Consider the following 13,888-nt stretch of genomic DNA (forward strand, 5'->3'; position numbering starts at 1 on the left):
ACGTTCCGGTCATGGAGGTCCGCGTCCCGCGGCGCCGGGGCACCGAACTCGCCCTGATCGTCGTCGCCGTCCTGCTCTCGGTCTACGGCTACTGCGACGTGGGCCTGGCCAGGACCGGCTCCGTCCCACCCGGCGCCGCCGGCTACGGCGCCGGACTGGGAGTGCTCGCGCTCCTCGCCCATCTGGCGGTGCGCCTGCGCGCCCCGTACGCCGACCCGCTGCTCCTGCCGATCGCCGTGCTCCTCAACGGCCTCGGGCTCGTCCTCATCTACCGGCTCGACCTGGAGACGCCCGGCGACCGCGCGGCGCCGACGCAGCTGGTCTGGTCGACCATCGGCGTCGGCCTGTGCGTCGCGGTGGTGGTCCTGCTGCGCGACCACCGGCTGCTGCGGCGCTACGCGTACCTGTCCGTCGTCACGGCGCTCGTGCTGATGATCGTGCCGATCTTCTTCCCGGCCGTGAACGGCGCCCGCATCTGGATCCGGCTCGGCGGGTTCTCCATCCAGCCGGGCGAGTTCGCGAAGATCCTGCTCGCGGTGTTCTTCGCCAGCTACCTCGCGGCCAACCGCACCACCCTCGCCACCACGGGCCGCACCCTGGGGAAGTTCGTCCAGCTCCCCACCGGCCGCGTGCTCGGCCCGGTCGTGGCGATCTGGCTGCTGAGCGTCGGCGTCCTGGTCCTGGAGCGGGACCTCGGGACCTCGCTGCTCTTCTTCGGGCTCTTCGTGATCCTGCTGTACGTGGCCACGGGCCGCACCGGCTGGATCGCCGTCGGCCTTCTGCTCGCGGCGGCGGGCGCCTACGCGGTCGGCTCGCTGGAACCGCACGTGCACAGCCGGGTCGCGGACTGGCTGCACCCCTTCGCCTCCATCGAGGCCGGGCAGGGCCCCAACCAGCTCGCCCAGTCGCTCTTCGCCTTCGCCGCAGGCGGGCTGCTCGGCACCGGGCTCGGGCTCGGCCACTCCATCCTCATCGGCTTCGCCGCGAAGTCCGACTTCATCCTGGCCACGGCGGGCGAGGAGCTGGGCCTGGCCGGACTCACGGCGATCTTCCTGCTCTACGCGCTGCTCGTGGAGCGCGGCTACCGCGCCGGGCTCGCCCTGCGTGACCCCTTCGGGCGGCTCCTCGCGATCGGGCTCGCCTCGATCGTGGCGCTCCAGGTGTTCGTGATCGCGGGCGGCGTGACCGGGCTCATCCCGCTGACCGGCATGGCGATGCCGTTCCTCGCCCAGGGCGGCTCGTCCGTCGTCACCAACTGGATCATCGTGGCGCTGCTCATCCGGCTGAGCGACTCGGCCCGCGCCCACGCCCCGGCGGGCGAGGAGGCGTCCACGTGACCCGGTACATCCGCCACGCCGCGGCGTTCTGCCTGCTGCTGCTCGTGGCCCTGCTCGTGAACGCCACCCGCGTGCAGGTCTTCGACGCCGAGGCCTACGACGACAACCCCGCCAACCGCCGCGGGGCCATCGAGCGCTTCGCCGCGCCGCGCGGCGACATCCTGGTGGACGGCCGCCCGGTCACCGGCTCCCGCGACACCCGCGAGCAGCTGCGCCACGAGCGGACGTACACGAACGGCCCGCTGTACGCACCGGTGACGGGCTTCGCCTCGCAGGTGTACGGCACGACGTTCCTGGAGCACGCCGAGGACTCCGTGCTCTCCGGCACCGACCCGATGCTCGCGCCGATCCCGCTGTGGCACGACCTCACCCGGTCGCGGAGCCCGGGCGGCGACGTCGTGACCACCGTCAAAGGCGCGGTGCAGCGGGCCGCGCACGCCGGGCTCGGCGGCAAGAAGGGCGCGGTGGCCGCGCTCGAACCGGCCACCGGCAGGATCCTCGCGCTCGTGTCCACGCCGTCGTACGACCCCGAGCGGCTCTCCGGCACGAGCCGCTCGGTGGCGGACTCCTGGGCGCGGCTCAACCGTGACCCCGACAAGCCGATGCTGAACCGCGCGCTGCGCCGGACGTATCCGCCCGGCTCGACGTTCAAGGTGGTCACGGCGGCGGCCGCGCTCGACTCGGGCCAGGTCACCGACGTGGACGCGCCGACGGACTCCCCCGACCCGTACACGCTCCCCGGCACCTCCACCCGCCTGTCGAACGAGGTCTCCGGCTGCGCCGACGCAAGCCTGCGGTACGCCTTCCGGTGGTCGTGCAACACCGTCTTCGCCAAGCTGGGCGCCGACACCGGGCTCGGCGCGCTGGCGCGGACCGCCGGGAAGTTCGGCTTCAACGACCCGGGGATCAAGGTGCCGTCGTCGGTGGCCACCAGTACCTTCGACACCTCGATGGACCGGGCGCAGCTCGCGCTCTCCGCCATCGGCCAGTACGACACCCGGGCCACGCCGCTCCAGATGGCGATGGTGGCGGCGGCCGTCGCCAACGGCGGCTTCGTGAAGGCGCCGCACCTCGTGGAGCGGACGGCCACCGCGTCCGGGACCACGGTGGACTCGACGCCGACGCGCACGCTCCACCAGGCCATGGGGCCCGCCACCGCGATGCGCCTCCGGGAGCTGATGACGGAGGTCGTCGAGCAGGGCACCGGCGCCAACGCGGCGATCCCCGGCGTGACCGTGGGCGGCAAGACCGGCACCGCGCAGCACGGGCTCGGCAACTCCGGTACCCCGTACGCCTGGTTCATCTCCTGGGCGCAGAAGCCGGGCGACGGCGAGCCGTCGGTGGCCGTGGCGGTGGTCGTCGAGGACGCGGCCGCCGCGCGCGCGGACATCAGCGGTGGGGGTAGCGCCGCGCCCATTGCCCGGGCTGTCATGGAGGCCGCGCTCTCTGGCTGAGGGCTTTGCTTCCGCCTGTCATCCGCGGGTGCGCTGTGGCTGGTCGCGCCCACGCGGCGGAGCCGCACATGGACACAGCCCCGCGCCCCTACGGGGCGCTCCCCTTGGGCAGCCGCGGTGGCTCATAGCCAGCCACCGGTTTCGCGCCCCGGTCGGGGCGGACCGCGCCGAGCGGGGGGTTGGCCGCGAGCGGGGAGACCTTCACCTTGGCGCCGGGCCGGGGCGCGTGCACCACGAGCCCGTCGCCCAGGTACAGCGCGACATGGGTGGCCTTCGGGAAGTACACGACCAGGTCGCCGGGCCGCAGCTGGCGCAGGGGCACCCGCGGCAGCCGCGCCCACTGCGCCTGGCTGGTGCGCGGGATCCCCCGCCCGCCCGCGCCCCACGCCCGCTGCGTGAGCCCGGAGCAGTCGAAGGAGGCGGGCCCCTCCGCGCCCCACTCGTACGGCTTGCCGATCTGCGCGACGGCGTACCGCACGGCCCGCTCCCCCCGGGCCGAAGGGGCCCGCCGCGCGCCGGGCGCCCCGAGCGCGCCGGAGGCGACCAGCTCGCGCTGGGCGGCGTCCGTGCCCGCGCGCTCGGCCCGGCCGACCGCGGCCACCTCGTCGGCGCTGAGCGAGGCGAGCAGCTCCTCCACCTCGCGCAGCCGCGTCCGCACGCCGTCGCGGGCCCGCTCCTGGCGCCGGGCGAGGGAGGCCTGCGCGGCGAGCGCCCGCCGGGCGGCGCGGGCGAGGGTGTCGGCCCGCTGCTCGCCGTCGGCGAGGCGGCTGACGGCCGCGGCCCGGTCGGCGGCCGCGCGGCGCAGCACATGGCTCTGGTCGAGGGCCCCGCGCGGGCTGCGGGCGAGCAGCAGCCGGACGTAGGAGGAGATCTCGACGCTGTGGTGCTGGTACTGCTGGCGGGCGAGGCGGCCCGCCCGGCCGCGCCCCTCGCGCGCGGCGGTCCTGGCCGCGGCGAGGCGGCGGTCGAGGTCCTTGACCCGGCGGCGCTGCTCGGTCAGCTTCTCCTCGGCCGCGTTGTACGTCTCGGTGGACTCCTCGGCCTTGCGGTACAGGCGCTGAAGGTCCGTCAGGAGGGCGGCGACCGAGCGTTCGCCGGGAGCGGGGGCGGGCTTCGGCGCGGCGTGGGCCGGTGGCAGCAGGGGGGCGGGCGCCACCAGGGCGCAGAGCGCGCAGCCCGTGCGGGCCCAGCGCAGCAGCCTTCCTGACACGACATCACCTCCGGTGCGCGGCGGGCCTTCCGGCGCGCACCGCGAGCATCCGGCCGCCGCGCGGGGCCCGCCTCCCGGCGGTGGGCGTCTGGCGCAACGAGGTCACTCGTCCTTGGGGCGCTCGGCGCGTCCAGTTGCACGCGGCCGACGGCGGTGTCGCCGCGGGATCAGGCCCGGCCCGGCTTGGACCAGGGCCACTTCAGGTCGCGCAGGCGGCCGCCGCGGGGGTCGCCGTCGGGCTCGTACTCGTACCGCCAGCCCGGGTGGAGCCCGAACCGCTTCGCGGCGGCGGCCGGCACCCGGCGGTAGACGAGCACCGTGGGCTCGCCCCCGGCGTCGTCCGGCACCGGGACCCGGTACACCTTCGGCGGGTGACCGGTCGGCCCGAGCAGGACCGGGAGCACGCGGCCGTCCAGGGGGCCGCCCACGAAGGGGGTGTCTTCACTCTTCACGGGCCCAGTGTCCGTCACCAACGGGTCCGGGCGCCCGTCACAGCAGGTGCGCGGCCTCCGCCACCACGGGGAGGACCCGGCGGACCAGCTCGCCCACCGGCCCCTCGGGGCTCTCCAGGGCGAGGGCGCGGCGCACCACGTCCGCGGTCTGCGGATCCCGTCCGGCGGTGGCGGCGATCTGGGCCACGAACTGCTCGACGAGGAGTTCCCGCAGCTCGTCCAGGGGCGGCCGCTTGTCCTCGTCGAGCCAGATCAGCGAGGCCGCCTCCACGGCGGTGACCCACATCCGCACGGTGGTGCGCAGCCGCGGTCCGGCCGGCTCGGCGAGGTCCATGTGGGCGAGGATGTGCGTGACCGCGGAGCGCCGCACCTCGTCCACGATGGCACTCGTGCGGGAGGTCTCCACGACGCTGCCGCCCTGGAGCAGCGCGCTGAACCCGGCGTCGTGCTCGTCCACGAACGCCAGGTACCGGTCGACGGCCCGGGCCAGGCGCTGGGTGAGCGGGCCGTCCTGGGGCTCGGCGAAGCACTGCTGAAGGTCGTCGGCGGCCGACCGCAGCGCGGCCTCGTACAACTGCTGCTTGCCGCCGGGGAAGTAGCGGTAGACGAGGGGGCGCGAGACCCCTGCGGCCTCCGCCACGTCGTCGAGCGAGACCTCTTCGGGCGCGCGGTGCGCGAACAGCGAGAGGGCGGCGTCGAGCAGCTGGCTCCTCCGCTGCTCGACGCTCAGGCGCCGGTACGCACGGGTGGGGCTGAGGGCTGCGGTCATGCTCCGCAGGGTAACCGGGTTGTCGTACCAATGGGCCTTCCGTCACCTGCGGGTTCGTCGTGGCTGGTCGCGCAGTTCCCCGCGCCCCTTCGGGGCGCTCAGGCGAGCAGCCCCGACGACCTCCACAGCCTGCGGCCCACCCCGCGCAACACCCCGATGTCGTCCAGGAAGTCGGTGAGGCGCTGCGCCCCGCTCTGCATGACCTCGCGGCGGTGGCCGCTCGCCTTGACCTGGGCGACGGCCTCGCGGCGGTCGAGGCCCACGTCCGTGTACACCTGGGGGTTGACGAAGGCGATGGAGAAGACGCGGGCGGCCTCGCCGGAGCTGATCCGGGTCAGCTCGCGCTCCCAGCGGGGGGCGGTCACCATCTGGCGGCGCAGCTCCTCGCGCGCGTAGCGGACGTGCCGGGCCTCCTCCACGACGTGGATGCGGGTCACGCCGCGCACCAGGGTCTGCACGCGCTCGTCCGGGAACGTCAGGCGCTGCATCCAGTCCAGGATCTCCTCGCCGAGCAGCGTGCAGGCGAACGAACCGGGCGTGGTCGAGACGGTCTTGAGCACGCGGGCGAGGTTGTGGTTGAGCCGCGTGACGGGGTAGGTGGGCGCGCCGCCCTTCTGGATCATGCGGGCGAACATCATCGAGTGGCGGCACTCGTCGGCTATCTCGGTGAGCGCGTACCGCACGTGCGCGCTGGTCACGGACTTGTCGTAGATGTGCCGCACGAGCAGCTGCATCAGGATGATCTCGAACCAGATGCCGAGGGAGGCCAGGGAGGCCGCCTCGTGCCGGGCGAGGTCGAAGCGCTGCTCCTCGGACATCCGCTTCCACATCGGGGTGTCGTAGAGCGAGACGAGTTCCGGCGGCCAGAACCACTTGCCGTCCTCGACGGGGGCGTCCCAGTCGAGTTCACGGTCCGGGTCGAAGGAGTGCTTGGCGGAGGACTCAAGGAGCCGTACGGCCACTTGTTCGCGGTCCTTGAGCAGGCCGAGCGCGTCCCGCAGACCGGTGAGTTCGCCGTCTTCGGTCACGGTCGTCATGAGGTCTCCTGCTCTTCGTGTGCTGTCTGTTGCCGTCTGCGGCGGGTTACCAGCGGTCACCTCTTATAAGACTGCTTGTCAGCAAGGTCGTCAATCCCCCGCGCGTAACTTGTTGACCGCTCGTCTACCACCGTGTGAGCCTGCCAACTACCCACCACTGAACGGCGGTTGCGCAGCGATGGGGCCGCCGAGACCGTGAGGAGCCGTCCGTGTCCACGCGCGATCTGTACGTCAACGGCCAGCAGGACCTCACCTGGCAGGTGCCCGCCACCGGCGCGGCCCGCTTCAGCTGGGAGTACGACGAAGGGCGCGAACGCCTTCTGAACCTGTACCGCAAGGGCAAGGACAAGCAGTGGGACGGCGCGAAGCGCGTCGACTGGGACCTGGAGGTGGACCCCCTCGACCCGCTCGGCACCCCCGACGAGGCCACGACCCTGTACGGCACGCGGCACTGGGACCTGATGAACGCGCGCGAGCGCGGCGAGCTGCGCAGGCACTACGCCTCCTGGCAGTTCAGCCAGTTCCTGCACGGCGAGCAGGGGGCCATGGTGTGCGCGGCCCGCATCGTGGAGTCCGTCCCCGACCTGGACGCGAAGTTCTACTCCGCCACCCAGACCATGGACGAGGCCCGGCACGCCGAGATCTTCGGCCGCTTCCTGCACGAGAAGATCGGCCTGCTCTACCCGGTCAACGACGACCTCCAGGCGCTGCTCGGCGACACCCTGCGCGACTCCCGCTGGGACATGCCGTACCTGGGCATGCAGGTGCTCATCGAAGGCCTCGCCCTCGCCGCGTTCGGCATGATCCGCGACACCACGGACAAGCCGCTGCCGAAGCAGATCCTGGCCTACGTCATGCAGGACGAGGCCCGGCACGTGGCCTTCGGCCGCATGGCCCTGCGCGACTACTACCGGCAGCTCACCGACGCCGAGCGGCGCGAGCGTGAGGAGTTCGTCATCCAGGGCTGCTATCTGATGCGGGACCGGCTCCTCGGTGTCGAGGTCCTGGAGAACTTCGGCATCCCGAAGCCGGAGGCGGCGGAACTCAGCGAGCGCTCCGAGTTCCTCCAGCTCTTCCGCCGGCTGCTGTTCAGCCGGATCGTCCCCTGCGTCAAGGACATCGGCCTGTGGGGCGAGCGGCTCCAGCGGGCGTACGTCGACATGGGCGTCTTCGACATGGGCGACGCGAACCTGGACCTGCTGATGACCCAGGACGAGGAGATCGCGGAGAAGCTGGACGCGGAGCGCTTCGCCTCTGAGGAGCGGCAGCGCATGGCCGAGGTCGAGGCCGCCATCACCTCGGGCGGCGGTGCCGACTAGGCAATCGGCGCTCCGCGCCTCGTCCTCGAACGCCGGACGGGCTGAATCCTTCAGCCCGTCCGGCGTTCGGGGAGCGGGGGCTTACGCCCCGGCCACCTCCGCCAAGTACGCCTCCGCGCGGGCCGGGTCGTAGAAGTACTCCTCGAAGTCCGCCGGATCGTTGAAGCCGTTGGCGAAGCGGTCGGCCACCGGCTGGAGGTCGCCCGCCGCGCCGAGCAGGTTCAGCACGTGCTCGGGCGGCGGCGCCAGCATCGCGTTGGTCCACTTCGTGACGTGCCGCGCGGTCGCCCAGTACCGCTCGAACGTCGCCCGCATCCAGGCCTCGTCGAAGGGCCGGTCCCCGTGCTCCACGATGGACGCCAGGTACGAGGCCGCGCACTTGGACGCGGAGTTGGACCCCTGCCCGGTGATCGGGTCGTTGGCGACGACCACGTCGGCGACGCCGAGGACGAGGCCGCCGGAGGGCAGCCGCCCGACGGGCTTGCGCACGGTGGGGGCGTACCGCCCGGCCAGCGTGCCGCCCGCGTCGGTCAGCTCGGCCTTCGTGGCGCGCGCGTACTCCCACGGCAGGAACTTCTCCAGGAGCCCGAGGGTCAGGGAGAGGTGCTCGCCGGGGTCCTTCACGCCCTGGAAGACGTCGAGGGGACCGCCCGGCACGCCCTCCCAGAAGATGATGTCCGCCCGCCCGGAGGTGGTGAGCGTCGGCATCACGAACAGCTCGCCGACGCCCGGCACCAGGTTGCAGCGGACCGCGTCGAACTCGGGGTGCTCGGGGCGCGGCCCGAGGCCGTGCACATAGGCGACGGCGAGCGCCCGCTGCGGCGTGGCGTACGGCGACCGCTCCGGGTCCCGCTCGAACATCGACACCAGCTCGCCCTTGCCCGCCGACACCAGGACCAGGTCGTAGGCGCGTGAGAAGTAGTCGAGGTCGCCGACGGCCGCGCCGTGGATGACGAGCTGGCCGCCGCGCTGGGCGAACGTCTCCATCCACCCGGCCATCTTCACGCGCTGGTCGACGGATTGCGCGTGGCCGTCGAGCCGTCCCACCCAGTCGATGACGCGGGCGGAGTCGGGCCCGGCGACGGAGACGCCGACGCCCTCGATGTCCGGGGCCTGCGACTCCCAGAAGTTCAGCCCCAGATCGCGCTCGTGCTGGAGCGCGGTGGCGAACATGCACTGCGTCGACATGACCCGGCCCGAACGGATCTCGTCCGCCGTGCGGTTGGACATCAGCGTGACCTCGTACCCCTGCGACTGGAGTCCGAGCGCGAGCTGGAGACCGGACTGACCGGCTCCGACGACGAGTATCTTCCGCATACGGGTCCTTCCCCTACCTCATGGAACGCGGCGGGCGCACGGGCGCGGGCACGCCCGAGCCGTCACTCGGGCGTTTCGTCCAGCGCGTGGCCCACCAGGGCGAGCAGCGATTCGATCACGGAAGGCCGCTGCCGCGCGTCCATGATCAGGACGGGTATCCGGTCGGCCACGGTGAGCGCCTCGCGGACGTCCTCCGCCTCGTACCGCTCGGTGCCCTCGAAGTGGTTGACCGCCACGACGTACGGAAGCCCGCAGCTCTCGAAGTAGTCGAGCGCGGGGAAGCAGTCGGTGAGCCTGCGGGTGTCGGCGAGCACGACCGCGCCGATCGCGCCGCGCACCAGGTCGTCCCACATGAACCAGAAGCGCTGCTGCCCCGGCGTGCCGAACAGGTACAGGACCAGGTCGTCGGCCAGCGTGATGCGGCCGAAGTCCATGGCCACCGTGGTCGTGGTCTTGCCCGGGGTCGCGCTCAGATCGTCGGTGCCGGCGCTGGCCTGCGTCATCAGCGCCTCCGTCTTCAGAGGCGTGATCTCGGATACGGCCGAGACGAGCGTCGTCTTGCCGACGCCGAAGCCGCCCGCGACCACGATCTTCGTGGCGATCGGCGCGCGCGTGCGGTCCAGCTGCCAGGCCTGTACGCCCTCTTCGCCCGCCAGCAGCTCCCGGACGCGGGTGTCAGATGCCACGGAGCCCATGCAGCACCCTTTCCAGCAGCGCGCGGTCCGGCCTCCCGGGGCCGTGCCCCGTCCCGTACACGCGGATCCTTCCCTGGTCGGCGAGGTCGCTGAGCAGGACGCGGACCACACCGAGCGGTATCTTCAACAGCGCCGAGATCTCCGCGACCGTACGCATCCGGCGGCACAGCTCCACGATGGCCCGCAGCTCCGGCATCACCCGGGCGCTCAGCGGGTCGCCCTGCCCCAGCTCGCGCCGCTCCTCGGCCGCTTCGAGCGCGGGGTGGGCGGCCACGAACGTCTCGACGAGCAGGACGTGCCCGAAGCGGGTGCGGCCGCCGGTGAGCGAGTACGGGCGTACCCGCGCGGGTTTACGGTCGGCGCCGCGCACCGGCAGGCGGGGCGCCGCCGCGCCCGCGCTCATCCGGCGCTCTCCATCGACTGCCGCAACTCGCTGCGGAGTTCGGGCGTCAGGACGTGTCCGGCCCGGCCGACGAAGAGCGCCATGTGGTACGCCACGACCGTCATGTCGCAGTCGGGTGTCGCGTGCACCCCGAGCAGCGAGCCGTCGCTGATCGCCATCACGAAGAGGCTGCCCTCGGCCATGGCGACGACGGTCTGCTTGACCGTTCCGCCGTCCATGAGCTGGGCGGCTCCGAGGGTGAGGCTGCCCAGGCCGGACACGATGGTGGCGAGGTCCGCGCTCGATCCCCTGGGCCCGGTGGGCCGGTGGGCGGGGCGGTGCTCGGCGTTGCGGGCGGGGTCGGAGGACAGCAGCAGGAGGCCGTCGGACGAGACGACGGCGACCGACAGGATGCCGCTGACCTCCTCGACGAGGTTCGTCAGGAGCCAGTGCAGATTGCGGGCCTCGCTGCTCAGGCCGTGCACGGTGGGCCCGGCCTGCGCGGGCCGCGCGGCTTCGTGCCCGGGTTTCGCGGACTCCTCGGGTTGCGTGGTCTGGGCGGAAGAACCGGGCGTGCGCATGGGCGCAGTCAACTGCTTGCCTCCTCGACTGGGTCCCCCGGAACATCTGCGGTCTCTGCTGTACGCGTGGCTGGGCGCGGGGCCGGGCGCGGGGTGGCCCGCCCGTGGGGCGGCTCCCCGGCCAGTTCGGCCTCCACGTCGCGCCGCCCGCTCAGGGCGCCCCGCTGGAAGCCGCCGAGCCTGCGCCGCAGTTCCTCGGCGTCGACACCGGTGGCACGGGGCCGGGGCGTGAGTCCCCCGGCGATCGGGCTGACCCTGGGGGTCCGCTTGGGCAGGCCCTTGGCGGTGTAGACCTGCGGCTCGGCCTCCGGCGGGGTGTCCGCGTCGGGCGTGCTGGGCGTGTCGGGCGTGTTCGGCGTATCGGGTGTGCCGGGCTCGGGGCGCGCCGGCGGCTCGGTGGGCGCGTCCTCGGCGGGTCGCGCGTGCGGCGCCGGCTCCTGGGGACGGTCGGGGTGGTCGGTCCCGAAGGTCGGCGCCAGGAGTTCCATGGTGGTCTCGGCTGCCGCGATCAGGGGGTCCCGCTCCCCCGGACGCGCGGGCAGCACGTCGGAGTCCGCCTCCGCATCGGAGCCGGGGAGCGGGGCGGCCGGTTCCGCGTCCCGGGGGGCGGGCACGGGGGCCGGGGGCACGGCGACGGGCGGGGCTGCGTTCGGCTGCGCGGCGGCGGGCGGCTCGGGTGCCGGGGGCACGGCGGCAGGCGGCTCGGGTGCCGGGGGCACCGCGGCGGGCGGCTCGGGTGCCGGGGGCACCGCGGCAGGCGGCTCGGGTGCCGGGGGCACCGCGGCGGGCGGCTCGGTGAGTATCCCGTCGGGCAGCACCACGACCGCGGCCACCCCGCCCTGCTTCTGCTCGCGCAGCCGCACCCGCGCCCCGTGCCGGGCCGCGAGCCGTGCCACCACGTACAGGCCGAGCCCCAGCTCGTCGCCGTTCTCGTGCTCGTACGCGTCCTCGGGGGAGAACGCGGTGTACTCGGCGAGCCGCGTGTTCAGCTCGCGCAGCCGCTCCACGCTCGCGCCGATGCCGTCGTCCTGCACGGAGAGCATCACCTCGCCGTTCTCCAGGAGCCAGCCGGACACCTCGACGGAGGAGTCGGGCGGCGAGAACGACGTGGCGTTCTCCAGGAGTTCCGCCACCAGGTGGCTGATGTCGTCCGCCGCGAACCCGGCGATGTGGGAGTGCGGCGGCAGCGTGGCGATGCGGACGCGCTCGTACCGCTCGATCTCGCTGACGGCGGCGCGGACGACGTCGACGAGCGGCACCGGGCCCGTGTGCTGGTGGCCGTGGTCGGCGCCCGCAAGGACGAGGAGGTTCTCGCTGTGGCGGCGGGTGACGGTGGCGAGGTGGTCGAGCTTGAAGAGGGTGGCGAGCCGGTCGGGGTCCTGCTCGCGCTCCTCCAGGTTCTCGATGACGGCGAGTTGGCGCTCGACGAGGCCGAGGGTGCGCAGCGCGAGGTTCACGAAGGTGCCCTGGATGCCGCGCCGCACCCGGTCCAGGTTCGTGGCGGCCTCGGCGAGTTCGGCGCGCAGCGCGTCGCGCTCGTCGGCCATCGCCTGGCGGGCGTCGGCCATCGTCTGGCGCCGGCCGATGAGGTGCTTGCGGTCGGCTTCGAGCGTGCCGAGGCGCTCCTGGAGGGCGACGGCGTGGCCGTGCAGCGCGTTGACGGACCGTACGACGGCGGCGAACTCGTCGTCTCGGCCGGTGAACCGCACCGGCTCCGCCGTCCCCGGCGCCGCCGCGACCCGGGCCGCGCCGAGGCGGAGGACGGCGAGCGGGCGGGTGAGCGAGCGGGCCGTCGCCATGGCGACGCCGACGGCGAGGAGCAACAGCGCGCCGACGAGCGCCACCCTGATCTCCAGGGCGGTGACATCGTCGTCACGCAGCTCCGCGAGGCTCTTCGTACGGGCGGCCGCGAGCGCGTTCTCGGCGCCGCGCATGGCCTCGATGCGCGCGGAGAGGGCGGTGTTGACCTTGTCCCGGTCGAGGCGCCGGTCGGCGGCGGACAGCGTGCGCTCGTCGGTGAGCCGGTCCAGGTACTGCTCGGCGGTGGTCACGTCGGAGCCGGTGACCGTCGACTCGTAGGTGGCGCGGGCCTTGCCGGGCGCGGCCCCCTGGAAGTCGGCGAGCGCGGCCAGCTCCCGGACGTGCGCCTGCTGGGCGGCGGCGCTGAGGTCGTCGCGCTGCCCGGCCCCGGCGTCCGGCTCGTCGGGCCCGGAGGTGGGCAGGCCGGTGACCGGGTCGACGGTGGAGCCCGCGGCCGGGCGGGGCACGGACAGGGCGGCGATGAGCAGGCCACGGGTGGCGCCCGCCTGGTCGACGGCGTGGTCGAGGTCGGCGAGCGCATAGGCGCCGGAGCCCGCGCGCGGCGGCATCTCCTCCGCCAGTTCGCGGGTGAGGGCATGGAGTTCGTCGATGGCCTTCGCGTACGCCTTGTGGGCGTCGAGGGCGCTGCTCCTGCCGGTGAGCGCGGAGCGCCGCACGGTGGCCAGCTCCGCGAGGTCGCGGCGGAGCCCGGCCGTGACGGAGCTGTTGGTGTTCGCGTCGGCGGCGGCCTCGCGCAGCTCCTCGATCCGCCGGTCCACGCGGGCGCTGCGGCCCTCCGACAGGCCCTTGCCGTCCGGGCGGCCCGCGGCGATGTAGGCGGTGACCTCGTCGCGCTCGTCGGCCAGGGAGTGGCTGAGCGTGACGGCCTGCTGGGTCAGCTCGGACAGCGTGAACAGGCTCTGCGAGTCGCCGAGGTCCCCGGACGCGGCGATGACCGCGGGCGCCCCCGCACCGGCGACGGCGGCGGCGACCACGGCGACGGCCACGATGAGCCGGTTACGGACGCGGGCTTTGGGGGGTGGGGGGGCCGCGGGCTGGGGGGCGAGGTCGGCCGGGGCGTCCGCCGAGGCACCCGGAGCGGTGGCACCCTCGGGCCGCGCCGAGGCGCCCTGCGCCGGGGTGCCGTCGGGGTTCGCCGGGGTGCCGTTCGGGTTCGCCGGGGTGGCCTTGGGCTGAGCTGAGGTGCCCTGGGGCTGAGCCGAGGTGCCTGCGGCGCGCGCTGAGGTGCCGTTGGCGTGCGCTGGGGTGCCCGTGGAGTGTGCCGAGGTGCCCGTGGTGTGCGTTGAGGCGCCCGTGGGGGTCGCCGGGGCGCCCTTCGCCCGCGCCGGGGAGCCTGTGGGGTGCGCTGAGGCATCCGTGGGGGTCGCCGGGGCACCCTTGGCCCGCCCCGGGGTGCCTGGAGGGTGCGCCGAAGTGCCGGTGGTGTGCGTTGAGGCGCCCGTGGGGGTCGCCGGGGCGCCCTTCGCCCGCGCCGGGGAGCCTGTGGGGTGCGCTGAGGCATCCGTGGGGGTCGC

At 73.9% G+C, this 13,888-nt stretch carries 12 protein-coding genes; 3 read left to right on the forward strand and 9 right to left on the reverse strand.

The features are described from left to right. Nucleotides 1-11: 11 nt before the first annotated feature. The gene (locus tag AC07GB_RS01790; protein ID WP_478841238.1) at nt 12-1,337 is read left to right on the forward strand and encodes an FtsW/RodA/SpoVE family cell cycle protein; all 1,326 of its coding nucleotides are present in this window, start codon (nt 12-14) and stop codon (nt 1,335-1,337) included. Further along, nucleotides 1,334-2,791 carry a penicillin-binding transpeptidase domain-containing protein gene (locus AC07GB_RS01795; RefSeq protein ID WP_478841239.1) on the forward strand — a complete coding sequence of 486 codons (1,458 nt, stop codon included), beginning with the start codon at nt 1,334-1,336 and terminating at the stop codon, nt 2,789-2,791. The genes AC07GB_RS01790 and AC07GB_RS01795 overlap by 4 nt, the downstream gene beginning before the upstream one ends. Before the next feature lie 88 nt (nt 2,792-2,879). On the opposite strand, the gene AC07GB_RS01800 is transcribed toward AC07GB_RS01795, so the two are convergent. From AC07GB_RS01800 to AC07GB_RS01815, 4 genes are all read right to left on the reverse strand, one after another. Then, nucleotides 2,880-4,001 (reverse strand): C40 family peptidase, encoded by a 1,122-nt coding sequence (locus tag AC07GB_RS01800; RefSeq protein WP_478841240.1) that lies wholly within the window; start codon nt 3,999-4,001, stop codon nt 2,880-2,882. A gap of 167 nt (nt 4,002-4,168) precedes the next feature. Further along, entirely contained in the window at nt 4,169-4,453 is a 285-nt protein-coding gene (locus AC07GB_RS01805) for a hypothetical protein (protein WP_478841241.1), read from the reverse strand. 37 nt (nt 4,454-4,490) lie between these two features. Further along, the gene (locus AC07GB_RS01810; RefSeq protein ID WP_478841242.1) at nt 4,491-5,222 is read right to left on the reverse strand and encodes a TetR/AcrR family transcriptional regulator; all 732 of its coding nucleotides are present in this window, start codon (nt 5,220-5,222) and stop codon (nt 4,491-4,493) included. Nucleotides 5,223-5,320: 98 nt separating this feature from the next. Then, the gene (locus tag AC07GB_RS01815) at nt 5,321-6,259 is read right to left on the reverse strand and encodes an AurF N-oxygenase family protein (protein WP_478841243.1); all 939 of its coding nucleotides are present in this window, start codon (nt 6,257-6,259) and stop codon (nt 5,321-5,323) included. Between the two features lie 209 nt (nt 6,260-6,468). Between AC07GB_RS01815 and AC07GB_RS01820 the strand changes: the two genes are divergently transcribed. Then, entirely contained in the window at nt 6,469-7,578 is a 1,110-nt protein-coding gene (locus AC07GB_RS01820; protein WP_478841244.1) for a ferritin-like domain-containing protein, read from the forward strand. Nucleotides 7,579-7,659: 81 nt separating this feature from the next. Here AC07GB_RS01820 and AC07GB_RS01825 read toward each other — a convergent pair whose 3' ends face one another. The 5 genes from AC07GB_RS01825 to AC07GB_RS01845 form a co-directional block, all read right to left on the reverse strand. Further along, nucleotides 7,660-8,895 carry a styrene monooxygenase/indole monooxygenase family protein gene (locus tag AC07GB_RS01825; RefSeq protein WP_478841245.1) on the reverse strand — a complete coding sequence of 412 codons (1,236 nt, stop codon included), beginning with the start codon at nt 8,893-8,895 and terminating at the stop codon, nt 7,660-7,662. Nucleotides 8,896-8,957: 62 nt separating this feature from the next. After that, entirely contained in the window at nt 8,958-9,590 is a 633-nt protein-coding gene (locus AC07GB_RS01830) for a GTP-binding protein (RefSeq protein ID WP_478841246.1), read from the reverse strand. Further along, entirely contained in the window at nt 9,571-9,993 is a 423-nt protein-coding gene (locus AC07GB_RS01835) for a DUF742 domain-containing protein (RefSeq protein ID WP_478841247.1), read from the reverse strand. The genes AC07GB_RS01830 and AC07GB_RS01835 overlap by 20 nt, the downstream gene beginning before the upstream one ends. Then, on the reverse strand, nt 9,990-10,565 hold the full coding sequence (locus AC07GB_RS01840) for a roadblock/LC7 domain-containing protein (RefSeq protein ID WP_478841248.1): 576 nt from the start codon (nt 10,563-10,565) through the stop codon (nt 9,990-9,992). Before AC07GB_RS01840 ends, AC07GB_RS01835 begins: the two co-directional genes overlap by 4 nt. Continuing rightward, nucleotides 10,562-13,360: a sensor histidine kinase gene (locus AC07GB_RS01845; protein ID WP_478841249.1), complete on the reverse strand. Its 2,799-nt coding sequence runs from the start codon at nt 13,358-13,360 to the stop codon at nt 10,562-10,564. Before AC07GB_RS01845 ends, AC07GB_RS01840 begins: the two co-directional genes overlap by 4 nt. Nucleotides 13,361-13,888: the final 528 nt, after the last annotated feature.

The organism is Streptomyces sp. NPDC045778 (assembly GCF_056431945.1).

Excerpts from the sequence above, each read along its gene's own strand:
- AC07GB_RS01790 (WP_478841238.1), top strand. The coding sequence starts at position 12 with ATGGAGGTCCGCGTCCCGCGGCGCCGGGGCACCGAACTCGCCCTGATC.
- AC07GB_RS01810 (WP_478841242.1), bottom strand. The coding sequence starts at position 5,222 with ATGACCGCAGCCCTCAGCCCCACCCGTGCGTACCGGCGCCTGAGCGTC.
- AC07GB_RS01815 (WP_478841243.1), bottom strand. The coding sequence starts at position 6,259 with ATGACGACCGTGACCGAAGACGGCGAACTCACCGGTCTGCGGGACGCG.
- AC07GB_RS01825 (WP_478841245.1), bottom strand. The coding sequence starts at position 8,895 with ATGCGGAAGATACTCGTCGTCGGAGCCGGTCAGTCCGGTCTCCAGCTC.
- AC07GB_RS01830 (WP_478841246.1), bottom strand. The coding sequence starts at position 9,590 with ATGGGCTCCGTGGCATCTGACACCCGCGTCCGGGAGCTGCTGGCGGGC.
- AC07GB_RS01835 (WP_478841247.1), bottom strand. The coding sequence starts at position 9,993 with ATGAGCGCGGGCGCGGCGGCGCCCCGCCTGCCGGTGCGCGGCGCCGAC.